This window comes from Brevundimonas sp., from assembly GCF_044239655.1.
Classification (GTDB): Bacteria; Pseudomonadota; Alphaproteobacteria; order Caulobacterales; family Caulobacteraceae; genus Brevundimonas.
Genome location: NZ_JBIIAY010000065.1, coordinates 1 through 17,118 on the forward strand (window position 1 = coordinate 1; position 17,118 = coordinate 17,118).

General features: G+C 64.4%; 17 protein-coding genes. 10 read left to right on the forward strand and 7 right to left on the reverse strand.

The window, feature by feature from the left end; genetic code table 11:
• From nrdR to ACILQR_RS10015, 6 genes are all read right to left on the reverse strand, one after another.
• Positions 1-372 (reverse strand): transcriptional regulator NrdR (nrdR, locus tag ACILQR_RS09990; RefSeq protein ID WP_395651282.1); only part of this gene is annotated, 372 nt, incomplete at its 3' end.
• A gap of 7 nt (positions 373-379) precedes the next feature.
• Positions 380-1,663 carry a serine hydroxymethyltransferase gene (gene glyA, locus ACILQR_RS09995; RefSeq protein WP_395651283.1) on the reverse strand — a complete coding sequence of 428 codons (1,284 nt, stop codon included), beginning with the start codon at positions 1,661-1,663 and terminating at the stop codon, positions 380-382.
• Positions 1,664-1,771: 108 nt separating this feature from the next.
• Positions 1,772-2,167, reverse strand: coding sequence for a GFA family protein (locus tag ACILQR_RS10000; protein ID WP_395651284.1), 396 nt, complete (start codon positions 2,165-2,167; stop codon positions 1,772-1,774).
• 63 nt (positions 2,168-2,230) lie between these two features.
• Positions 2,231-2,410, reverse strand: a complete 180-nt coding sequence (locus ACILQR_RS10005) for a DUF6898 family protein (RefSeq protein ID WP_395651285.1) — start codon at positions 2,408-2,410, stop codon at positions 2,231-2,233.
• Positions 2,410-3,657 carry a 5-aminolevulinate synthase gene (gene hemA / locus ACILQR_RS10010; RefSeq protein WP_395651286.1) on the reverse strand — a complete coding sequence of 416 codons (1,248 nt, stop codon included), beginning with the start codon at positions 3,655-3,657 and terminating at the stop codon, positions 2,410-2,412. Before hemA ends, ACILQR_RS10005 begins: the two co-directional genes overlap by 1 nt.
• On the reverse strand, positions 3,654-3,914 hold the full coding sequence (locus ACILQR_RS10015; RefSeq protein ID WP_395651287.1) for a hypothetical protein: 261 nt from the start codon (positions 3,912-3,914) through the stop codon (positions 3,654-3,656). The genes hemA and ACILQR_RS10015 overlap by 4 nt, the downstream gene beginning before the upstream one ends.
• Positions 3,915-4,195: 281 nt before the next feature.
• On the opposite strand from ACILQR_RS10015, the gene ccoN reads away from it, so the two are divergent.
• From ccoN to ACILQR_RS10065, 10 genes are all read left to right on the forward strand, one after another.
• Entirely contained in the window at positions 4,196-5,683 is a 1,488-nt protein-coding gene (ccoN, locus tag ACILQR_RS10020) for a cytochrome-c oxidase, cbb3-type subunit I (protein WP_395651297.1), read from the forward strand.
• 8 nt (positions 5,684-5,691) lie between these two features.
• On the forward strand, positions 5,692-6,429 hold the full coding sequence (gene ccoO, locus ACILQR_RS10025) for a cytochrome-c oxidase, cbb3-type subunit II (protein ID WP_395651288.1): 738 nt from the start codon (positions 5,692-5,694) through the stop codon (positions 6,427-6,429).
• Entirely contained in the window at positions 6,426-6,599 is a 174-nt protein-coding gene (locus ACILQR_RS10030; protein ID WP_395651289.1) for a cbb3-type cytochrome c oxidase subunit 3, read from the forward strand. The genes ccoO and ACILQR_RS10030 overlap by 4 nt, the downstream gene beginning before the upstream one ends.
• Positions 6,592-7,494 (forward strand): cytochrome-c oxidase, cbb3-type subunit III, encoded by a 903-nt coding sequence (gene ccoP, locus ACILQR_RS10035; RefSeq protein WP_395651290.1) that lies wholly within the window; start codon positions 6,592-6,594, stop codon positions 7,492-7,494. The genes ACILQR_RS10030 and ccoP overlap by 8 nt, the downstream gene beginning before the upstream one ends.
• The gene (gene ccoG, locus ACILQR_RS10040; protein ID WP_395651291.1) at positions 7,491-8,981 is read left to right on the forward strand and encodes a cytochrome c oxidase accessory protein CcoG; all 1,491 of its coding nucleotides are present in this window, start codon (positions 7,491-7,493) and stop codon (positions 8,979-8,981) included. Before ccoP ends, ccoG begins: the two co-directional genes overlap by 4 nt.
• A complete protein-coding gene (locus ACILQR_RS10045; RefSeq protein ID WP_395651292.1) occupies positions 8,978-9,466 on the forward strand; it encodes a FixH family protein in 489 nt (162 codons plus the stop codon). Before ccoG ends, ACILQR_RS10045 begins: the two co-directional genes overlap by 4 nt.
• Complete coding sequence (locus ACILQR_RS10050; protein ID WP_395651298.1) at positions 9,463-11,631, forward strand: heavy metal translocating P-type ATPase; 2,169 nt, start codon at positions 9,463-9,465, stop codon at positions 11,629-11,631. The genes ACILQR_RS10045 and ACILQR_RS10050 overlap by 4 nt, the downstream gene beginning before the upstream one ends.
• Entirely contained in the window at positions 11,628-11,813 is a 186-nt protein-coding gene (gene ccoS, locus ACILQR_RS10055) for a cbb3-type cytochrome oxidase assembly protein CcoS (protein WP_395651293.1), read from the forward strand. The genes ACILQR_RS10050 and ccoS overlap by 4 nt, the downstream gene beginning before the upstream one ends.
• A 426-nt stretch (positions 11,814-12,239) precedes the next feature.
• Positions 12,240-14,756 (forward strand): glycoside hydrolase family 9 protein, encoded by a 2,517-nt coding sequence (locus ACILQR_RS10060; protein WP_395651294.1) that lies wholly within the window; start codon positions 12,240-12,242, stop codon positions 14,754-14,756.
• A gap of 315 nt (positions 14,757-15,071) precedes the next feature.
• Positions 15,072-16,118, forward strand: coding sequence for an endo-1,4-beta-xylanase (locus tag ACILQR_RS10065; RefSeq protein ID WP_395651295.1), 1,047 nt, complete (start codon positions 15,072-15,074; stop codon positions 16,116-16,118).
• Between the two features lie 262 nt (positions 16,119-16,380).
• Here ACILQR_RS10065 and ACILQR_RS10070 read toward each other — a convergent pair.
• On the reverse strand, positions 16,381-17,118 hold a 738-nt coding region (locus tag ACILQR_RS10070; protein WP_395651296.1), incomplete at its 5' end, for an IS3 family transposase.

The following is a 17,118-nucleotide window of genomic DNA, read 5'->3' on the forward strand; positions in this document are numbered from 1 at the left end:
ATAGGCGACCTCATCGACGCTCTTGAGCGCCTTCATGATGAAGTCCCCGACGACGCTGGAGGCGATTTCGGTCTCGCCCAGGCTTTCGAGTTGACGCGTGATGCGGCTGACCAACTGCTCGACCTGTTCGGCCTGGACCGGGCGTTTGCGCAGGGCGACCGACAGGGACCGCTCCAGCTTGTCACGATCGAAGGGCGCGCGCCGGCCGTTACGCTTCAGGATGACCAGTTCACGCAACTGGACCCGCTCAAAGGTCGTGAACCGCCCGCTGCATTGCGGACAGGACCGCCGACGCCGGATGGCCGAGCCGTCGTCCGACGGTCGGCTGTCCTTCACCTGCGTATCCTGATGGCCGCAAAACGGGCACTTCATCTGCGGCCTATCCGTAGATCGGGAAGCGGCGCGTCAGTTCGCGCACCTTGCCGGCGACCTCGGCGATCACGGCCGGATCGGCCTCGTCGCCGCCGTTCATCGACGAAACGACGTCGGCGATCCAGTGACCGATTGACTTGAACTCCTCCACACCGAAGCCGCGCGTGGTGCCGGCCGGCGTCCCCAGGCGAACGCCCGAGGTAACGGTGAAGGGTGCCGTGTCGAACGGCACGCCGTTCTTGTTACAGGTCATCAGGGCGTGTTCGAGCTGAAGCTCGGTCGCCTTGCCGGTCACGCTCTTGGGGCGCAGATCGACCAGGACGATGTGGCTGTCGGTACCGCCCGAGACGACGGCCAGGCCCCGCTCGATCAGCACGGCCGACAGGGCCTGGGCGTTGGCGACGACCTGTTTCGCATAGAGCTTGAACTCAGGCTTGAGCGCCTCTCCGAAGGCCACGGCCTTGGCGGCGATGACATGTTCCAGCGGCCCGCCCTGCAGGCCAGGGAAGACGGCCGAGTTAATCTTCTTGCCCAGCTCGATGTCGTTGGACAGGATCATCCCGCCGCGCGGGCCGCGCAGGGTCTTGTGCGTCGTCGTCGTCACGACATGGGCGTGGGGAAGCGGATCGGGATAGGCCCCGCCGGCGACCAGACCCGCATAGTGGGCCATGTCGACGAACAGATAGGCCCCGACACTGTCGGCGATCTCGCGGAAGCGTTTGAAGTCGATGTGACGGCTGTAGGCGCTGGCACCCGCCACGATCAGCTTCGGCTTTTCCTTCAGCGCCATCTCGGCGACGTGGTCGTAGTCGATCAGATTGTCGTCCTCGCGGACCTTGTAGGTCACGGGGCGGAACCACTTGCCCGACTGGTTGGCAGGGCTGCCGTGCGTCAGGTGGCCGCCACAGGCCAGGTCCATCCCCAGGAAGGTGTCGCCGGGTTGCAGCAGGGCGAAGAACACCGCCTGGTTGGCCTGGGCCCCCGAGTGCGGCTGGACGTTCGCGAAGGCGCAGCCGAACAGTTCCTTGGCCCGGTTCCGTGCCAGGTCTTCGGTAACGTCCACGAATTCGCAGCCGCCATAGTAGCGCCGCCCCGGATAGCCCTCGGCGTATTTGTTGGTCAGGACGGATCCTTGCGCCTCAAGGACCGCCCTGGAGACGATGTTTTCCGACGCGATCAGCTCGATCTGTTCCTGCTGACGACCGAGTTCGCCCTGGATGCCGCCGAAGACATCCGGATCGGCGTCGGCCAGACCGCGCGAGAAATAGGCGTCATGGGTAGTGGCGGTCACGGGCATGTCCGGGCTGACGGAATAAGAGGCCGCCTATCTAGTCCGCGCGCCCGTTCACCACAACATCTTGTGTCGGGAGGCCTCGCCGGCCCTGCGACGATCCGCTCGCTACCAGTTGTTGCGGCCGTCCACCGCCTCGATCGTCAGGGTCGACAGATCGAGGCCCTCCACCATGTTCAGGTTGACCGCGGCCGAGCGCGCTTCCGGCACCCCTTCCTTCATCCCGGGTTTAAGCTGCCCGTTGTCGTCATACATCGAGGCCCAGTCCGGCGAGAACCCGTGGGTGTTGCCGCCGCATCGGCCGCAGAAATGATGGTCGTTCAGACCGCTGGGCGAATAGACGCGATCTTCGGTCGCCGTGACGCGGATTTCCTCGGGCCGGTAGTAGCCCCAGACCGCGCCGACGCGCTGGCAGTAGGTGCAGTTGCAGGTCTTGGCCGAGCTTGGCGGCCCGTCCATCTCGATCCGGGTGGCACCACAGTGGCAAACGGCGGTCAGGGTCATGGGGGCTGGTCCTTGCAAGGCCTCTCACTAACCTGCCCTGGTGTCAGGACATGGCAGCAGTCGTCACCCCTCCCCCAGAGCCCGCCTCAGCTTGACGATCGCCAGCCGCTCCACGGCCTTGGGTTCGTGCGCCGGCCCGACGGCTGTCGCCTCTGTACCGGTTGCCACGTGGACCGCCGTGACCTTCAGATAGGTCCCGTTGCGGGTGGATTCGACGATGACCTCGCCGAGGCCGTCGGCCATCACGCCGCCGCCGGCATCCGGGCGATGTGGCAGTGGGTCCAGAGCTTGTCCATGGCGCTGACCAGGGCGTCCATCATGCCGTCGTCGTGGTTGGGCGAGGGGGTGAAGCGCAGGCGTTCGGTGCCCTTGGGCACGGTCGGATAGTTGATCGGCTGAACGTAGACGCCGAACTCTTCGAGCAGCATGTCCGAGATCATCTTGGTGTGAACCGGGTCGCCGACGAAGACCGGGACGATGTGGCTCTCGCTGGGCATGACCGGAATGCCGGCAGCGGCGAAGCGGTCCTTCAGGGTCTGAGCACGCTCCTGATGGGCGACGCGCAGTTCGGGGTGGGCTTTCAGGTGACGCACCGAGGCCAGGGCCCCGGCGGTCAGGGCCGGCGGCAGCGAGGTCGTGAAGATGAAGCCCGAGGCCCAGCTGCGCACCGCGTCGATGATCACCGCGTCGGCGGCGATGTATCCGCCCATCACGCCGATCGCCTTGCCCAGGGTGCATTCGATGATGTCGATGCCGTCGAGGACGCCGTCGCGTTCGGCAACGCCCGCCCCGGTCGCGCCGTACAGGCCCACCGCATGGACCTCGTCCAGATAGGTCATGGCACCGTATTTCCGGGCCAGGGCGATGGTGCCGGCCAGGTCGGAGATGTCGCCGTCCATCGAGTAGACGCTCTCGAAGGCGATCAGCTTGGGTGCATCAGCGGGGGCCGAGGCCAGCAGGCTTTCGAGATGTTCGAGGTCGTTGTGCAGGAAGACGTGCCGCTCACCGCCACCGTTCCTGATCCCGGCGATCATCGAGGCATGGTTCAGCGAATCGGAAAAGGTGATCAGGCCCGGCAGGATGCGTTGCAGCGTCGTCAGGGTCGCCTCGTTGGCCACATAGCCCGAGGTCATCAGCAGGGCGGCTTCCTTCTGGTGCCAGCTGGCCAGTTCGGCTTCCAGATCGACGGCCGACCGTGTCGTGCCCGAGATGTTGCGGGTGCCCCCGGCCCCGGCGCCCACGGCGTCGATCTCGGCCTGCATGGCCTCGAGCACCGCTGGATGCTGACCCATGCCGAGGTAGTCGTTCGAGCACCAGATGATGACGTCCTGCTCGGTTCCGTCATCCCGCCGGCGCACGGCCCTGGGAAACTGGCCACGAACGCGCTTCAGGTCGGCGAAGACGCGATAGCGACCTTCGCCCTTCACCTGGTCGACTGCGGATTCGAATGCGGCCTTGTAGTCGAACCGAGCACTCGCGGCAGAGGTCATGCCGCAACTCCGCTGGTGCGATACGCCCGAAACACGGCGACGCTCACACCGCCGGATATCACGGCAACGGCAAGCGATGCCAAGGCGGCGAAACATGCGCTGCAGTGTTCCGTGGTGCCTCCACAGAGACTCGCGGAGAATGCCATGTGGTCGAAGGCGTCTATGCCTAGAGCCAAGGCAAGCGCCGCCGACGACGCCGCGAGAGCGAGCGGTCCTCCCACAAGGATGTTGCGCTCTTGATCGGTGATGATTGGCATTTCGGCTCTCCGCCGGTCATCACACCCCGAACGGCGCAATCATGCTTTGCGATAGATCAAAGCCGCTGCTGCTGCGTTGCGGCAAAGCCCTTGAAGACAAGGGGGCGTGAATGCCGAATCGAACACAGACCGACGAACTCGACACCGGGACTATTCCGCTGTTCGTGACCCTGGGGGTGCTGACACTGGTCGCCCTTCTCGCGACGGCGGCCACGGATGACCCGTCGTTCCGCTTCCACGGCTATATTCTGCTGGCGGCCGGGGTGTTGTCGCTCGCGGCCATGACCCTCGGGATCAACAACGGGCGGTTCCGGGCAAATCCGGCGCGATATTCGGACGGTGTCATTCGCGCCGGGGTGATCGCCACCATGTTCTGGGGCGTCGTGGGCATGCTGGTGGGGGTACTCATCGCCTCCCAGCTGTCGTGGCCGGAGCTATTCTATTTCCCGGAGGCCGGATGGTTGAATTTTGGTCGTCTGCGCCCCCTGCACACCTCCGGGGTCATCTTCGCCTTCGGTGGCAACGCCCTGATCTGCACCTCCTTCTGGGTCGTTCAGCGGACCTGCCGGGCACGGCTGGCGGGCGGTATGTGGCCCTGGTTCGTCTTCTGGGGCTACCAGCTGTTTATCGTCCTGGCGGCGACCGGCTATCTGGCCGGCATCACCCAGTCGCGCGAATACGCCGAGCCTGAATGGTACGTCGACCTGTGGCTGACCGTCGTCTGGGTCGCCTACCTGCTGGTGTTCCTCGCCACGATCTGGAAGCGCAGGGAGCCGCACATCTATGTGGCCAACTGGTTCTATCTCGCCTTCATCGTCACCGTCGCCCTGCTGCACCTGGTGAACAACGCCGCCGTTCCGGTGGGACTGCTCGAGGCGCGCAGCTATTCGGCCTTCGCCGGCGTGCAGGATGCTCTGGTCCAGTGGTGGTACGGCCACAACGCGGTAGGGTTCTTCCTGACGGCCGGCTTCCTGGCGATGATGTATTATTTCGTGCCCAAGCGGGTCGATCGGCCGGTCTATTCGTACCGACTGTCGATCGTGCATTTCTGGTCGCTGATCTTCATCTACATCTGGGCGGGTCCGCACCACCTGCACTACACGGCCCTGCCGCAGTGGGCACAGACCCTGGGCATGACCTTCTCAATCATGCTGTGGATGCCGTCCTGGGGCGGGATGATCAACGGCCTGATGACTCTGTCGGGTGCCTGGGACAAGCTTCGCACCGATCCTGTGGTCCGGATGATGGTCGTGGCCATCGCCTTCTACGGCATGTCGACCTTCGAGGGGCCGCTGATGGCGATCCGCACGGTCAACGCCCTGTCACACTATACCGACTGGACCATCGGTCACGTCCATTCCGGCGCGCTCGGCTGGGTCGGCTTCATCAGCTTCGGGGCCATCTACTGTCTTGTTCCCTGGCTATGGAAGAAGGACCGGCTGTACTCGAACGCCCTCGTCGAATGGCATTTCTGGATCGCGACCACCGGCATCGTTCTCTACATCACCGCGATGTGGGTCTCGGGCATCATGGAAGGCCTGATGTGGCGGGAGTACACGCCCGACGGGTATCTCGCCAACAGCTTCATCGAGACGGTCGCCGCCAAGCACATCGAGAACGTCATCCGCGCCGTCGGCGGCCTGATGTACCTGAGCGGCACGCTCATCATGTCCTACAACCTGTGGCGAACGATCCGCATGCCGTCCTCGACATCCGTCGAGAGCGTCCAGGCGACGACAATCGCGCCGCAACTGCTGCCGGCCGAGTGAGGATCGCCATGTGGAAGAAACACGGACCGTTTGAGCGGCACTCCCTGTTGCTGATTATCGGCATCGTCATCGTCGTCTCCATAGGCGGCATCGTCGAGATCGCGCCCCTATTCTGGGTCGAGAGCACGATCGAAAAGGTCGAGGGCGTTCGCCCCTACACGCCGCTCGAACTCGCCGGTCGCGACGTCTATATCTCCGAGGGTTGCTACAGCTGCCATTCGCAGATGATCCGGCCCCTGCGCGATGAGGTCGAACGCTATGGGCACTACAGCCTGGCCGCTGAGAGTATGTATGACCATCCGTTCCAGTGGGGGTCCAAACGGACGGGGCCGGACCTGGCCCGCGTCGGCGGCAAATACTCCAACGAGTGGCACCGCGAGCACCTGAGCGACCCACGGGCCGTCGTGCCAGAGTCGAACATGCCTCCCTACCTCTTCCTGGCTGATCAGGACCTGGATCTGCATGCCATCCGCGCCAAGCTGGCGACCATGAGAACGGTGGGCGTGCCCTACACCGACGATCAGATCGCGAACGCCGAAGCGGACGCACTGGCGCAGGTCGATCCCTATGCCAGCGAGACCTCGGCGCTTCGTGGTCGCTATGGCCCCCGCATCGTTCAAGGCGATTTCGACGGTGACCCGGCGCGTCTGACCAAGATGGACGCCCTGATCGCCTACCTTCAGCAACTCGGCACGATGGTGGATTTCCGCACCTTTCAGGCCGAAGACCCGGACAATATGCGATGAGTGGCCTGGACTACGAGACTGTGGCCCGCTTCGCCCAGCAAGGCGGTCTGATCTACTTCGGCGCGATCTTTTTCGCCGGGATTGGCTACGCCCTGTGGCCCCGTAACGGCGAGGCCTTCCGCCGCCTTGCCCGACTCCCGCTCGAGAAGGACGAGGACGACCATGTCTGAACGCGAGCGCGACGAACATTCCGGCGTGGATACGACCGGGCATGAATGGGACGGCATCAAGGAGCTGGACAGTCCCCTGCCCCGCTGGTGGCTTTGGGTCTTCTACGCCTGTATCGCCTTCTCGATCGTTTACTGGGTCCTGATGCCGGCGTGGCCGGGGATCCGTGGCTACACGCCCGGAATGCTGAAGCAGTCCGACAGGGCCGCCGTGGCCCAGGATTTGGGCGCGCTTCGAGCGCAGCGCGGCCAGGGCGATGCTATGCTCGCCTCGGCGTCCCTGCAGCAGATCGAGGCGGATCCGGAACTCCAGGCCCACGCCCTGGCCGTCGGACAGTCCGTGTTCGGCGATAATTGCGCCAGCTGCCACGGCGCAGGTGGCGGCGGAGTGAAGGGCTATCCCAACCTCCGTGACGACGTCTGGCTATGGGGCGGCTCGCTGGAGGAAATCGAGCACACGATCCGGGTCGGCGTCCGTTCCGGACATGCCAATGCCAGAACGTCCCAGATGCCTGCCTTTGGTCGCGACGGACTTTTGCAGCCGGCTCAAATCGCCGACCTGACGGAATACGTCGTCAAGCTGTCTGGCCGACCTGCTGACGCCCAAGCCGTCGCCCGCGCCACCACTCTGTTCGCCGACAACTGTGCGGCCTGCCACATGCCCACGGGCGCGGGATCACGGGCGATAGGCGCGCCCGACCTGACGGACCGCGAATGGCTGAACGGTTCGGATCGCGTCGCGATTACCAGTCAGCTCCACAATGGTCGGAATGGTGTCATGCCTGCGTGGGAAAGCCGCTTCTCGCCGGGTGTGATCAAGGCCTTGGCGGTCTATGTCCACGTCAATGCCGACGGCGGCGAACCTTCGGTCGTGCAGGTTGAAGTGCCGGCCCCATGACCGTCCTGATCGACCGGACCCGCCAGAAGACGCCGGGCGAGGGCCCGGTCTCGGTCGCTGAACGCCAGCGTGAAAAGGCGCGACCCACCGGTCTCTACAAACCCCGGACGCCCATCTATCCAAAGCTCGTACACGGCCCCTGGCGATGGCTCAAATGGGCGCTGCTGATCGTCATGCTGGCAATCTACTATGTCACGCCCTGGATCCGCTGGGAGCGCCCGGGCACTCTGCCGGACCAGGCCGTGCTCGTCGATTTCGACGGCGGGCGGTTCTATTTCTTCATGATCCAACTGTGGCCTCAGGAGGTCTATTTCATCACCGGTCTGCTGGTGATGTCGGCTCTTGCCCTGTTCCTGGTGACGGCCCTGTTCGGCCGCCTGTGGTGCGGCTATGCCTGTCCTCAGACGGTGTGGACCGACCTCTACATATACGTCGAGCGGATGTTCGAGGGCGACCGCAACGCCCGCATGCGCCTCGACGCGGCACCGACGTCGTTCAACAAGCTGTGGCGCAAGACTGCCAAGCACGCCGTCTGGATGGGGATCGCCTTCGGTACCGGCGGGGCCTGGATCTTCTATTTCCATGACGCGCCGCAACTGATCCGGACGTTCTGGGTCGGGACCGCACCGATGACCGCCTATGTGTCCTGCGCTATCCTGACCTTCACGACCTATGTCTTTGCCGGCCACATGCGCGAGCAGGTCTGCACCTACATGTGCCCCTGGCCACGCATCCAGGGGGCCATGCTGGACGACCAGTCATTCCAGGTCACCTATCGCTACAACCGTGGCGAACCGCGCGGCCCTCACAAGAAGGCCGAGACCTGGGTTGGCAGAGGCGACTGCATCGACTGCAACCAGTGCGTTGTCGCCTGTCCCATGGGGATAGATATCCGCAAGGGCGCTCAGCTGGAGTGCATCAACTGCGGCCTGTGCATCGATGCCTGCGACGAGATCATGGACCGTGTCGGGCGTCAGCGCGGACTGATTGCCTATGACACCGACGCCGCCGTTTCGGCCCGGTGCGAGGGACGCAAGCCACAGCACCGCCTCCTCCGCCCGCGAACGGTCTACTATGGCGGGGCGCTGGCATTGGTCGGCGGACTCATGGTCTGGGGTCTGAGCAGCCGCGAACAAATCGTCGTCCACGCCCTTCGCGACCGGAATCCGGCCTACGTCCTGCTTCACGACGGTGCCGTGCGCAACGGCTACACACTCAAGATCGCCAACCATGGCTTCGAGGCGGCCAAGCTGGAGATCCGCTACGCGGGCGTCCCCGGTGCCGCTCTGAGCAACCCCGGCCACGCCGGCACGGGGCCATTGATCATTAAAGTGGCTCCGAACCGCGTGACCCCGATCCGCCTGTTCGTCACGGCCCCCGCCAGCGAGGCTAATAGCGGAAGCCGTGACGCGACCTTCGAGGTGATCTCCGACGATCGCACCCGCAGCATTGAAACGGCGTTTGAATACGGGAGCCTCTCTGAATGACCGCGCCGACCGCTTCGATCCGCCCTCCATTCGCCGTCAAGGGATGGCACGTCGCCGTGGGTGTCATCGCCTTTTTTGCCCTCGTCGTGGGCGTCGACATGAGCTTCCTCGTGATCGCCTATCGAACCCACCCCGGCCAGGTCGAGGCTAAACCCTATGAGACCGGGCTGATCTACAATACCGAACTCGGGCGGCTGAGAGCGCAGGACGCCCTAGGCTGGCGCGCCGGCGCAAAGGCGACGCCGGCCGGGCTCGAGGTCCTGATCGAGGATCGCGGCGGTGTCCCCCTGTCGGGCCTGAACGTCTCGGCGGTGCTCCAACGCCCGGCCACGGAACAGGGGCGCGCCGAGGTCAGGCTGACCCAGACAGGACCTGGACGATACGAGGCGGCGGGTCCGCGCTCTGGGGCCTGGGACGTGAGGATCAGCGCCCGGGACGGCGGCGAACGAGCGTTCATCGCCGAGCGGAGGCTGACATGGCCATGACCCTGGACACGGCGATCGGGCGCGACATGTCGGCCTTCGTCCGACGGCGGGACGACGGGCGCGCCAGTCTGGACCTCTTGGTGACCGGCGCGCGTTGCGCGGGCTGCATTTCGAAGATCGAAAGGGAGGTCTCGGCCCTGACCGGCGTCCAGTCCGCGCGGCTCAATCTCTCGACCGGGCGCCTCGCGATCGAAGTGTCCGACAGAGCGATCGATCCCGACCGCGTCGTCCGAACCCTCGCGCAGATGGGTTATCCATCCACCCCCTACGATCCCAGCGTTGCCCTGCAGCAGCGCGACCGCGAGGGGCGCAAGCTGATCCTGGCCCTGGCTGTCGCCGCTTTCGGGGCGATGAACGCCATGATGTTCTCGGTTCCCCTGTGGGCTGGGCTGTTCGATCAGGAACTGGGTCCGGCGACCCGCACGATGATGATGTGGATGTCGGCGGCCGTCGGCGCACCCTGTGCCCTGTTCGCCGGGATGACCTTCTTCGAGTCGGCCTGGCGGTCATTGCGTGCAGGCCGAGCGAACATGGACGTCCCGATCTCGGTTGGCGTCATCCTGACCCTGGCCATCAGCTTTTCGGAGACGATACTGCATGGCCGCGACGCCTATTTCGATGCCGCGGTCTCCCTGCTCTTTCTGCTGCTCATCGGGCGCTGGCTTGATCACCGGCTAAAGGAGAGCGCACGCAGCGCCGCCGGTGATCTTCTCGCGATGCAGGCTCCTACCGCGGCTCTGGTCGACGAGGCCGGCTTCGAGCGATCGGTTCCGCTCGGTGATGTCGGTCCCGGCGACCGGATTCGTGTTCGGCCGGGTGACAGGATTCCGGTCGACGGCACTCTTGAGGACGGAGAGGCGCTGCTCGACAACAGCCTTTTGACGGGGGAAAGCACGCCTGATCGGGTGGCCTTTGGCCAGTTGTGTCGGGCCGGGGCAGTGAACCTGGCGGGCCTCCTGACCCTGAGGGCCACGGCTGGGTCAGAAGACTCGACCCTGGCGGGGATTGCGCGGCTGATCGAGGCCGGTGCCCAATCCCGGTCGCGCTATGTGCGCCTCGCTGATCGAGCGGCCGCCCTCTATGTCCCCCTGGTCCACGCCGCCGCTCTGTTGACCTTCGTCGGCGGCTGGGCGTTTGGACTGGACCCGCGCGAGGCGCTTGTCCGCGCCGTCGCAGTCCTGATCGTCACGTGCCCCTGCGCCTTGGGATTGGCTGTGCCTGCGGTTCAGATCGTGGCCTCAGCCCGGCTGTTTCGACGCGGGGTCCTGGTGAAGTCAGGTGCCGCACTCGAAAGACTGGCCGAGATCGATCACGTCGTGTTCGACAAGACCGGCGTCCTCACCGAGGGCCGACCGGTCCTGATTGAAACGCCCCGATCCTCAGTGGTCATGGCGGCTCCCTTGGCCCGGGCCTCCAACCATCCGATGGCCCGGGCCGTCGCCCGCGCCGCTGGCGATGGCTCAATCGCCACGGATGTCGTCGAGCACGCCGGCCTGGGCGTCGCGGGACTGATCAACGGGCGGCCTGCGCGCCTGGGTCGCGCGGCCTTTGTCGGGGCCCCAACACTCCGCGCGTCGGAAACGGAGTTGTGGTTCGGTTTCGACGAAGGACCAAAAGTCCGTCTGCGGTTTTCGGATTCCCCCAGATCAGACGCAGCACAGACAATAGCCGCCCTGATGGCACGAAGAGTGAATGTCGAAATTCTGTCCGGCGACCAGGCGAGCGTGGTGGCGACTGTGGCTCGTCACCTGGGGATTTCGACATGGCGGGCCGGATTGTTGCCCGGCGAAAAGGCGGAGGCGATCGATCGTCTCGCCGCCTCCGGGCACAAGGTTCTGATGGTCGGCGACGGCCTCAACGACGCGGCCGCCCTGGCTCGAGCCCATGCTGCGATCGCACCTGGATCTGCGATCGAAGCCAGCCAGAATGCCGCCGATCTGGTTCTCACCCAGGACAGGCTGATGGCGGTGGTTGAAGCCATCGATATCGCTCGCTCCGCCCGTCGGCGGGCGCTGGAGAATTTCGGCTTCGCCGCACTTTACAATCTCGTGGCGGCTCCGGCGGCCATGTTTGGCCTAGTCAACCCGTTTGTCGCAGCCCTGGCCATGGCAGGGTCGTCGCTTGTGGTCACCTTGAACGCGCTCCGGCTGCGGGGTGCAGGATGAACATCCTTCTCCTGCTCGCCCCGTTCTCTGTCCTGCTGGGTCTTGTCGCGGTGGGGGCCTTCGTGTGGACGCTTCGGTCCGGTCAGTACGACGACGTTCAGGGGGCGGCAGCACGTATCCTGATCGATGAACCGGACCCGATCCCATCGCAACCGGCCGGTGGTATCCCGCCAAATCACTGACAAGTCGGATTTTGGCCGACATCAGGTCGCTTCTTAAATGTCCGACAATATGAGCCTATGGGCGGCCACTCGTATGGTCGGCGCCTAGAATGACGCGTTCGTCCGATCATCCGCGAGCACGTCCATGATCTTGGACGAACGTCATCGGCTCAGGATTGTGGACGCGGATCACATGGGAACTCTCCAGCTTCTGGAACGCCTCTTCTAACGTCACAAGCCCAGCTGTCGGGCAGGCTTCCATGGTCAATCCCCTCGGCAGTCCTTTCCGCCTTGCTCTCGGATCGAATGGTCAGCGCACTCCGTAGAGGCGCGTCGAGATCGTGACCCGGATAGGCAACCCAATCAGCGCGCCATTTGTCCGACTATTTTAGCTTGAACACTCACCCTGAGGCCGTCTACCTTGCTGTCAGGTGAGGGACGTACGCCATGAAGCACACAATAATCGCTTTAGCGGCGGTGATAGCAGTGGCGACCACTCCAGCGGCCGCGCAGGATCCAGATCTACGGTTGAATGAGGCGGGCTACCTTGAGGTGCCGGGTGTCAACTGGCTGGTTTTTTCCAACTGGTATGACGGTCTATTCGCTGATTCCAAGATCAGTGGAGTTGAACTCATTCAGCAAGGCGTGCGAACTGCGACGAACGGTGACGTTCGATTGTCATCGACGCCCGGACAGTGGGACCCGATTGGCACTTTGGTGAGTCGCGCAGTCGACTCACAGACCGGCACGATCACGGCAGTGCTGGAATACTCCGACTACGGGTTCCGGTACCAGATCGTGGCCGCGCCCCAGGGTGATGCCGTGAAGCTCAGCGTGATCCTGGATCAACCCCTGCCCGAGGCACTCGAAGGCAAGGCAGGACTGAACCTGGAGTTTCTGCCATCCGCTTACGTTCGGCACAGTTACATGGCAGACGGCGCGCCCGGGATGTTCCCGCTCCACCCAGCCGGCGACATGGTTACCGGTCCTGTGCGGAATGCGGCGAGCGGTCGTGATTTCGGGCCGGGTGCCGAGCCCCTCCCCTTCGCAGCTGCCCAGACATTCGTTCTGGCCCCCGAAAATGCCGCGCGACGCGTGACCGTGTCGTCCGCAACCGGTCAGATCGAGCTGTTCGACGGGCGGAACCAGGCTCAGAACGGGTGGTTCGTGATCCGCACAGCGATACCCGCCGACCGGACAGGTACGGTTGTCGAATGGACCCTGGCCGCCAACAGCGTGCCGGGTTGGACCCGTCCGGCAGTCATCGGCCATTCCCAGATCGGATATACCCCCAAACAGCGAAAAGTCGCCGTCATCGAGGCCGATCCGAACGCGCCCGCCGCCGTGGACGCGCGATTGATACGGATCGGCCCGGACGGGACGGAAACCGAGGCGCAGACCGGGCCGACCAGCGCCTGGGGCCGCTATCTCCGTTACGACTACCGCACCTTCGACTTTTCGTCGGTTCAAGATGCCGGCTTGTACGTCATCGAGGCGGGCGGCGCGCGAACGGCACCCTTCCGCATCACGGCCGACGCCTTATCCGGAAATTGGAAGCCAACCAACGACGTCTTTCTACCCGTTCAGATGGACCACATGTTCGTCAACGAGGCGTATCGGGTCTGGCATGGCGACCCACATCGCGACGACGCCCGGCAGGCACCTCTCAATCACGAACATATCGATCTGTATCGCCAGGGACCAACCACGGACACGCGCTTTGCGCCGGGTGAGCATATCCCGGGCCTGGCCGTTGGCGGCTGGCTCGACGCGGGCGACTTCGATCAGCGCACCCAGACCCAGTATGCCGTGGTCCGCTCTCTGGTATCCATCTGGGAGCAACACCGCCCAGGCCGCGACCAGACCCTGATCAACCAATCACGCCGACGCGTTGAAATGCATGTGCCGGACGGCGAACCTGACATCCTGCAGCAGGTCGAGCACGGGACCTTACAGCTTGTGGCTCAGTTCGATGCCGTCGGGCACGCCATCCACGGCATCGTCGAGCCCGATGTGGCGCAGTACACCCACCTTGGTGACGCTGCGTCGAAGACCGATGGGTTGATCTATGACGCCACGCTTGAACCGGGCCAACAGGTGAACGGCCACAGTGGCGATCCCGACGACCGCTGGGCCTTCACCAGCAAATCGAGTGCGCTGAACTATGGCTCGATCTCCGCGCTAGCGGCCGCCAACCGCGTGCTTCAGGGCTTCCGTGACCCGCTCGCCGAAAAGAGCCTGGCGATCGCCGAAAGGATCTGGGCCGACGAACAAGGCCGCACCCCCGATACCTTCCGGCACGGCAATACCACGGGCGGCCCGCTGGAGATCGAGGCATTCACCGCTGCCGTCGAGTTGCTGAGGGCGACGCGCAAGGAGATCTATTCTGATCGCGTTGCCTCGCTTTGGGCCGAGCTCGACAGCCCATCGCCAGGTGCGCTTCGCACGGCGCTGGCGGCGCTTGAATTCATGCCGGCGGACTTTCGTACCGAACTGGAAGTTGCTGCCAGACGCTGGCAGGCAGAGTCAGACACCCACACGCGGGCCAATCCATACGGCGTCCCCATCGGGACGGGTGGCTGGGCCGGCAGCGGTCAGGTCATCGACTACGGTCTGACCGCGTTTGCGTTGTCCAGGGCCTTCCCCGAGATCGTTGATGGGCAAGCCCTTCTGCGTGCCGTCGACTTCATCCATGGCAACCACCCGGGTTCGGACGTCTCCCTGGTGTCGGGCGTCGGGACGGTCTCGAAGGAAGTCGCCTACGGCAGCAACCGGGCTGACTTTTCATTCATCGCCGGTGGGGTTGTGCCTGGCGTCTTGATCATCAAGCCGGATTTTCCCGAGAACAAGGAGGACTGGCCCTTCCTGTGGGGAGAGAACGAATACGTGGTCAACCTGGGCCCCAGCTATATCGAGATGATGCTCGCCGCAGAGACCATGACGACCGCGAGAGCCTCGAACTAAGTCGCCTCCAGCCTTCATTACAATCAACCCGAGCTAACTGCTTTCGGGGCAACGGGCGCGCCTGCCGTCGATCAGAAAATCAGCTTGCCGACCCCGCTCCGGGCACGATCCGTCAATCCAGAGGGAACAGGAATGGAAAAAGTTTCGCGGCGTACGACGCTGGCCTTCGGAGCCGGCCTTTGTCTGACGGCATGCGGCGGCGACGGCTCGGGATCGAGTGCAGGAACCACCGCTGTGCAACCGGATTCCCCGCCGTCTCCGCCTCCCCCCCCGCCGCCGCCGCCGCCGCCGCCGCCGCCACCGGCCACACCCCGAGTGGCTGCTGCGGCCAAGAACCTGCTGTTTGGATCGACCTTTGCGTGGAACAATCCGGGCGTGGACGCGGGATCGTTCAACTACCCGCCCTATGCCGCGCTGCTTGAGCAGGATTGCTCAAGCCTTGTGCCGGAGAACGAGCTTAAATGGACCGAGATCCGCCCGAACGAGGCGACATTCAACTTTGCCAGGGCCGACCAGATGCTGGCCTACGCAGAGTCCAGGGGGCTGGCGATGCGCGGTCACACCTTCCTGTGGTACGTCCAGGAACGGTTTCCGCTGTGGCTCCAGAACTATGACTTCGGTGCCAATCCGCGCGCGTCAGCCGAGGGGCTGGTACGTAACCACATCCAGACGGTCGCTCGCCGCTACGGCAATCGCATCAAGAGTTGGGACGTGGTGAATGAGGCGATCGAGCCCAGCACCGGCCAGCGCCGCGTGAACTCCCTGTCGACTGCGGTTGGAGGTGACACCAGCCTGCTTGACCTCGCCTTCCGGACCGCGCGCGCGGAACTGCCGGCCGCCGAACTGGTCTACAACGACTATATGGACGGCGGCACGCCGGTTCATCGCGAGGGCGTGCTTACCCTGTTGCGCGGGTTCAGGGAGCGCGGCGTTCCCGTCGACACCCTGGGCGTCCAGTCGCACATCGGTTTCTACTCGCAGAATCCAGTCGACCCCGTTCAGAACGTGATCAATTTCAACACCAGCAACATGAGGCCGTTTCTCGATGCGGTGGTGGCGCTCGGGTACAAGCTCAAGATCACCGAAATGGACATCATGGACGCCAATCGCGGTGGCACGGTGCAGGAGCGCGACATCGCCTCCGCAGCGTTTGCGCGCGCGTGGCTCGATCTGTTCCTGGGCTATCGCCAGACGAACGAGGTGCTCGTCTGGGGCATGGTCGACAAATACAGCTGGCTCCAGACGTTGCAGCGGCGGGCTGACGGCCTGCCGTTGCGGCCGACCCCGTACGACTCGTCGTTCCAGGCCAAGCCACTGCGACAGTCCTACGTCGACGCCCTCGTTGCGACGAGCGCGCGCTAGGCGGTGTGCGGACGACCTGAACCAAACCAGCTGATCTGGCGCGGTCGTCATCAGGGACATCAAGTCAAGCCGGCTGTGCATCGACTCTGCGTCAGCATCCGCTGCAACGGCTCGCAACCGTTTTCACACTTGAAGTGGACGTTCCGCAGCGCCGCAATGGGTCAGACTCGGAAGTCCCCCTTACCTTTCGGCCAGTGAGTGTTGTCAACTTAGTTGCGACCACTACTCGAATAGTGATCTTCCCCCGCAAAAGTGGACGGGGTTAAGCCGCTCTGCGTTCGGCCTCGGCGGGGCTGATGTAGCCCAGTGACGAGTGCAGGCGGCGGGGATTGTAGAAGCCCTCGATGTATCCGAACAGGTCCCGACGGGCCTGGTCCCGGGTGGCGTAGGCGCGGTGATGGACACGCTCGGTTTTGAGGGTGTGGAAGAAGCTCTCCATGGGCGCATTGTCCCAGCAATCGCCCTTGCGGCTCATGGAGGGAGTGATCCCGGATCGGGCCAGCGCAGAGCGATAGGCCTCTGCGGCATACTGGATTCCGCGATCGGAATGGTGGATCAGGCCGGGCGCGGGCCGTTGGCGTTCGACGGCCATGTTGAGGGCGTCCAGGGCGATCTCGGTATGCAGGGTCTGGCGCATCGACCAACCCACGATCTTGCGAGTGTGCATGTCCAGGATGGCGGCGAGGTAGAGCCAGCCTTCGCCGGTCGGGATGTAGGTCAGATCGGCGAGCCATATCTGGTTCGGAGCCGCCGCCTCGAAGTTGCGAGCCAGCCGGTTGGGCGCGATCGGATAGCCGTGACGGCTGTTCGTCGTCCAGGCGCGACGCGGCAGGGCGGCCAGCCCTCGCAGACCGGCGCGGCGCATCAACCGCTCCACGCGGGATCGGCCGACGCGACGACCGTGCCGCCGCAGGGTGGCGTGGACGCGGGGTGAGCCGTAGCAGCCGCTGCTCTCGGCATGGATCAGCCGGATGTCCTCGGTCAGCTCGCGATTGGCGAC